The 6150-nt window shown below is 43.0% G+C and carries 4 protein-coding genes and 1 CRISPR repeat array; all 4 genes read right to left on the bottom strand.

All coding sequences use genetic code 11. The annotated features are described in order from the left end of the window. Positions 1-184: 184 nt before the first annotated feature. A CRISPR array of direct repeats spans positions 185-2983; the repeat unit is 37 nt; unit sequence GTTTCAATCCCTAATAGGGTTTAAGATTAATTGGAAC. A 233-nt stretch (positions 2984-3216) separates the two neighbouring features. From cas2 to cas6, 4 genes are read right to left on the bottom strand one after another with little or no spacing between them, the layout of a single operon-like run. Further along, entirely contained in the window at positions 3217-3489 is a 273-nt protein-coding gene (cas2, locus tag IM456_RS12960; protein ID WP_002742874.1) for a CRISPR-associated endonuclease Cas2, read from the bottom strand. A gap of 12 nt (positions 3490-3501) precedes the next feature. Further along, entirely contained in the window at positions 3502-4506 is a 1005-nt protein-coding gene (gene cas1d / locus IM456_RS12955) for a type I-D CRISPR-associated endonuclease Cas1d (RefSeq protein WP_149988543.1), read from the bottom strand. 5 nt (positions 4507-4511) lie between these two features. After that, positions 4512-5105, bottom strand: a complete 594-nt coding sequence (cas4, locus tag IM456_RS12950) for a CRISPR-associated protein Cas4 (protein WP_069474919.1) — start codon at positions 5103-5105, stop codon at positions 4512-4514. Positions 5106-5107: 2 nt separating this feature from the next. Continuing rightward, positions 5108-5941: a CRISPR-associated endoribonuclease Cas6 gene (cas6, locus tag IM456_RS12945; RefSeq protein ID WP_287692164.1), complete on the bottom strand. Its 834-nt coding sequence runs from the start codon at positions 5939-5941 to the stop codon at positions 5108-5110. Positions 5942-6150 lie beyond the last annotated feature (209 nt).

Here is a 6150-nt window from a genome sequence, read left to right as displayed (position 1 = left end):
TGGCTCTTCGTTACTTGTTATGGTTCGATAGGGGGGCATAAATCGACTAAATCCTTATCTGGCAAGAGACTTAATTGATTAGTTCGCTCTAGAGCAAAAACAATTGACAAAAATCGCTAAATGCCTTTCTATATAAGGGTTCCATCCCTTATAACCCCCGTCCATTGCATAACACAAACCGAAGAGCCCAATCCCTAATAGGGTTTAAGATTAATTGGAACATAATTTCTTGGGATTCCCCAGATTCCATTTCAAGTTTCAATCCCTAATAGGGTTTAAGATTAATTGGAACAACCGATAAGGATCCTTCTCATCCCGAATATCCTGTTTCAATCCCTAATAGGGTTTAAGATTAATTGGAACTAGGAGGCTGGTAGCCGAGGGGCAGGGAAGTCGGTTTCAATCCCTAATAGGGTTTAAGATTAATTGGAACAATCAAGTCAATCTTCCCCGCATAACCTTGAGCCGTTTCAATCCCTAATAGGGTTTAAGATTAATTGGAACGATGGTCAGCCGGCGGGATTGGCCCGAAAGCTGCCGTTTCAATCCCTAATAGGGTTTAAGATTAATTGGAACGCAATTAGAGCAGAGATTAAAAGATATTGATAAGTTTCAATCCCTAATAGGGTTTAAGATTAATTGGAACAGGAGATCAAAGTGAACACGCTAGAAACTAAATTAGTTTCAATCCCTAATAGGGTTTAAGATTAATTGGAACCCCGAACTTGACTCCCTACCCCCGCCGCCCTTGCCCGTTTCAATCCCTAATAGGGTTTAAGATTAATTGGAACTCTGTGCTAGATTTTCTTAAAAATAGCTTTCCTGGGTTTCAATCCCTAATAGGGTTTAAGATTAATTGGAACGATACCACTTTTCACCCGCCGCATAGGCTGCCACAGCTGCAGTTTCAATCCCTAATAGGGTTTAAGATTAATTGGAACGCTCTCTTTCTAAAGATGGAGAGTCTTTAGGCTTGTTTCAATCCCTAATAGGGTTTAAGATTAATTGGAACAAGGAGGCTATCGAAGTCGGGCTAGAGAGATTTGTGTTTCAATCCCTAATAGGGTTTAAGATTAATTGGAACTCTGACAATTGAAAGCGCGGATGCAATCACTACTCCGGTGTTTCAATCCCTAATAGGGTTTAAGATTAATTGGAACTCCGATAATTTTGTGTACATCCCCCTTACCTGATTGTTTCAATCCCTAATAGGGTTTAAGATTAATTGGAACATAGAAACGTATATCAAAGTTGGCGGAGTTTATCGTTTCAATCCCTAATAGGGTTTAAGATTAATTGGAACGATTTAATCGGGCTATCGCTCCTGATAGTTGGCAGTTTCAATCCCTAATAGGGTTTAAGATTAATTGGAACTGCATTTATCCTAGCCTGCGTTTTCTCCAATTCTGTTTCAATCCCTAATAGGGTTTAAGATTAATTGGAACTTATTTTGTTTTTTCTAATTCTAGGACACGCCCTGTTTCAATCCCTAATAGGGTTTAAGATTAATTGGAACGACAACAGAAATGTTGCAATCGATAAAATCTATGGGTTTCAATCCCTAATAGGGTTTAAGATTAATTGGAACTTCTGGTTTTCCGTGAATGTTTATACTTACATTGTTTCAATCCCTAATAGGGTTTAAGATTAATTGGAACAATACAGCCCTTCTAGGATATAATTCGCAATAAGAGGTTTCAATCCCTAATAGGGTTTAAGATTAATTGGAACTCACCAAACCTGAGATAGTAGAAGTTGAATCAGAGTTTCAATCCCTAATAGGGTTTAAGATTAATTGGAACTAGTGGGAGAATCAGGTATATTAGAAATGTAAACAAGTTTCAATCCCTAATAGGGTTTAAGATTAATTGGAACAGGGCAAACGCTTGCCAGCAGATAATCTAATCTAATCCATTGTTTCAATCCCTAATAGGGTTTAAGATTAATTGGAACAGGAAAGCGGAGGGATTGATCGAGCCGGCCATCACCGTTTCAATCCCTAATAGGGTTTAAGATTAATTGGAACCCGAAAAATTTCCCTCTCAAGTTTCAATGGATGAGTTTGTTTCAATCCCTAATAGGGTTTAAGATTAATTGGAACATGAATGCACTTTTGTAAAGCTGCCTTCATTATAAAATCCATGTTTCAATCCCTAATAGGGTTTAAGATTAATTGGAACCGGGCAAAAAATTGGATATTTGGGAAATACCGGGAGCAGGTTTCAATCCCTAATAGGGTTTAAGATTAATTGGAACTTGTAAAATGTATGATTAGAGTCGGAATTAAAGAAGTTTCAATCCCTAATAGGGTTTAAGATTAATTGGAACGATCGTTGTCGAGACTTGATTGATTTTGGAAGCGAATGTTTCAATCCCTAATAGGGTTTAAGATTAATTGGAACTTAATGGCGGCTTACGGATTGAGAAATCATGAAGTATTTGTTTCAATCCCTAATAGGGTTTAAGATTAATTGGAACAATCCGTATCTCTAACCAAGCTTCCTAAGCTAGTGAGTTTCAATCCCTAATAGGGTTTAAGATTAATTGGAACCATAGTTGCTACTACCGGGATTAAAAGGCAAATCGTTTCAATCCCTAATAGGGTTTAAGATTAATTGGAACGAATTGCCAAACTGCACGGGAAAAAACAACTCTGTTTCAATCCCTAATAGGGTTTAAGATTAATTGGAACATATCAAAAAAGCAATTAAAGATTTATCTACTGATGTTTCAATCCCTAATAGGGTTTAAGATTAATTGGAACCTTTTGTCACTCGATCGCTGTTTGGAATTTGTCAGTTTCAATCCCTAATAGGGTTTAAGATTAATTGGAACATTTTTCTAGGTGAAATCAGGATTTAGGGTTTGCCGTTTCAATCCCTAATAGGGTTTAAGATTAATTGGAACCGAGATTCTGTCACATCTCCCGTGGCTTCTAGGTAGATAGTTTCAATCCCTAATAGGGTTTAAGATTAATTGGAACCGCCCAGTGGTAAAAGCCGTACGCTATGGGATTTTCAAGGTTCCGTTGCGCCGCACCCGCAATAAACCAATCATACAGCAAGTGACCCAGTTCTTCAAGACCCCGCAAAACCTTACGGGATAAGGTGCGCCCCGCGTTGGAAAGGAAAATCATCTCGAATCTATATTCCATAAGCTTTTCAGCCACCAGATAATAGTTAAGGATTTTTACAGCTACCCGGAAGCGCAACCGAGCTAAACAAAAAAAATTGTATTATCCCGGGGTAACTCACCACCGATACGTTCCACTTTACCCCGACAACAGGCGCAGAGAAAATAAAAGCGGATGCTATCGGTATCGGGTTTGATCAACTTACTCAAGCGCCCGCGCAGCTTGGCGTACTGGGTATCGGTGAGATCGCACTCAAAAACACTATACTGCACCCGTTGGCCGTAGGACTTTAACGTATTGTGAATTTTGGTTCGTCGCTTATCGTCGGAAATGTCGTAACTGACAACAAAATACATGACCGCCTCTACCTACTTTAAAATCAAGGGTGGATACTTATCCGTCTCGTCCATCAGATATTTCGCCATTAGTCGGGCCTGAATCTCGAAAGCTTCTTGATAAGTACACTGTTTACCCATTACCGGATGCTTAAACTTGGATTGTTTCTTCTGTTCGTACAAGCGCAGGAAAATCTGTAATCCCTCTCTCGTCAAGGAAACCGCACCGCTTAAGGGTTCGGTGGTGAAATGTTCGGGGGTAAGATAAGGATGATTGACCCCATTGAGAACCACGGCATCAACGACGATCGCTCTAAATTCTTCCATCAGATCTAGTGCCAGCGAGGGGCGACCGTAGCGTTGATAGTGAAGATAACCGAGATAGGGGTCAAAACCGACCAAATTGATCGCACTCTGCACGTCATGGCGCAATAACGCATAACCCAGACTCAAAAGAGAATTGACCGGATCTCGCGGGGGGCGACGGTTACGCGAGGTAAAGGTAAAAGTATCGCCGAGAATTAGGGAATCAAAACAACTGAAATAGGCTGCGCTTCCCGCTCCCTCTAACCCCCGGAGAGAATCGATCGCCGAGGTTGTTTCGATCGAGCCGATCGCTGCTTCCAAACAAGCGATCGCAGTTTGTAAATCCAACTCTTTTCGATCGCGTTGACGACGGAGCAGAATGTTGCGGTAATTCTTCAGCTTGCCGCGGACGAATCCCCGCACTAATTGAATGGCTTTCGGAGAATCGCCGGCGGCCTGCCATTGCGCTCGACGAACGAAAATATTTTTGGTCATCTCCGGTTCCAATCTACCGAGATAGCGTCCGGTGGATGTGACGAAACTGAGCGGAATATGACGTTCCAACAATTCGATCACCAATGCGGGAGAAACTGAACCCCGTCCGAAAATCACCACTCCTTCCACGTTCAATAGAGGTACATCGAGGATCGTTTCCTTGGATGCTTTGACCGTTAAACGCTCGTCATTTTTGCCGAGAAATGCGTCTTCTCTTGTCACATATACCGTTCCCATATTTTTTAGTCTTCCTCTCGATATCGTTGGACTTTTTCGGTTAATCGGGGCAAGCAGCGATCGAACAAACTGCATCCCTTGCAGCGGGGAGAATAGACCGCCGGGGGCATTTTTCCCGTCTGGATCAGGGTTTCAACTGCTCGGATCGTAGCGATCGCCCGTTGCCGTAGAGCAAGATCGATCGCCACCGGTTGACGCTGGTGAGAACTGGCATAGTAGATATAGCCGGTATCTAGCCTTTTTCCAGTCATTTCTTCCAAACACAGAGCTTGAGCGCACACCTGCAACTCGTCGTTATCCCATTCGCCTTTACTGCCCCGTTTGTATTCCACGGGGATAAATTCGCCATCCTGGGACTCGATCAGATCGGCTTTACCGATGAGACGGTAATTATCTGATTTAAGCCAGATCGCCCGAATTTGCCATATTTCCTCGCGGTTTGCCGCCCCGACGGTGTGAACTCGCTCGTGTAAATTTGTTCCCTCGATCGTGTAGCTATTATCGAGAAATTCCCCGGCGACGAACATTCTCCAACAACGGTGGGGACAGTAGGCGTAATGGTTGAGAGCGGCGATCGGTATGTAATCAGATTCATCCATAACTATCTTTTATCCTTAGAAATTCTGCGAGTCATCCCCATCCCCATGGTGGTTTTCCGTCCCACTCCCGCATAGAGGGCAAAATCCGCCAGTGCATTAATCGCTTTAATCTTTGCGGGTTCCACCTCTCCCAAAAGACGATAGTGAATCTCACCCACACAACCGATCGAATGGTTTTTATAGGCTTCGTCGGCTAATTTCGTTTGAATATCGAAGAAACTGGGGAAAATCGACTCTAGGGCAATAGAATCGAAGGGGATAGCGCTATAGCGATTCCAACGATTGAGAAGGCTATTAAACACCAGTTCCCGCGTCGGTAAGGCACTATCGAATTTTCCCTGCCGGAAGGTGACGGGGGTAGCGAAAAGGAAATTAAATTCCCGATTCGTTTCCGAGGCGTTTTCATACAGGTATTGATAAGTACAAGAGTTCGCCCAGGGTTGAACCGATTGCGGGGTGGCGAGGACGCTGGTGATAACCAGATCGGCGGAACCGAGATGCCAGGGTTGTTTTGGATTGAGATTCAACCAGAGCGAAGTTAATTTACCAAATAATCGGTCATCGAGCAGAGAAATCCGCCACCAGCAGGGAGTTTCGGGGGCGATCTCCCGTTCGTGTCGCCACTGCGGGGAATTTATCGTTTTTCCCCCGGATTGCATCTGTAGTGGCGATAAGGTAAAAGCTTTATCTGCCTCGGCTGCGTGTAGAATTTTCCCTAATTCCTGATCAACACTACTGACAAGGGTAAGGAATAGCGCATGAAGGTGTCGTCCGGTGAGAAAATTCGGATAGATCGGCGATCGGGGTGTGAGATTGAGAACGAGACTGTAGGGCATTAAGTAGCTGGTTATAATTAAATTAAAAATGGACTTTAGCTTCGATCCCCCCTGCCCCCCTTGATAAGGGTAGGGCTGTTTCATTCTCCCATCAGAATATCAAAAGTAAAAGCGATCACTGTCAGGTAAAATGAGAAGTGAACGCGAACTTTTGAAAGATATGTTGAGCTTAATAGAAAAACTAAAACAAGTCAAGGACTTTCGGAAAG

The sequence above is a fragment of the Microcystis sp. M079S1 genome (genome assembly GCF_020246425.1).
Classification (GTDB): domain Bacteria; phylum Cyanobacteriota; class Cyanobacteriia; order Cyanobacteriales; family Microcystaceae; genus Microcystis; species Microcystis aeruginosa.
The sequence above is the reverse complement of the archived record's forward strand: the minus strand, read 5'-3'. Positions and strand labels throughout refer to the sequence as shown.

Coding starts and splice junctions, on each gene's coding strand:
- cas2 (WP_002742874.1), bottom strand. CDS start 3,489: ATGTATTTTGTTGTCAGTTACGACATTTCCGACGATAAGCGACGAACC.
- cas4 (WP_069474919.1), bottom strand. CDS start 5,105: ATGGATGAATCTGATTACATACCGATCGCCGCTCTCAACCATTACGCC.
- cas1d (WP_149988543.1), bottom strand. CDS start 4,506: ATGGGAACGGTATATGTGACAAGAGAAGACGCATTTCTCGGCAAAAAT.
- cas6 (WP_287692164.1), bottom strand. CDS start 5,941: ATGCCCTACAGTCTCGTTCTCAATCTCACACCCCGATCGCCGATCTAT.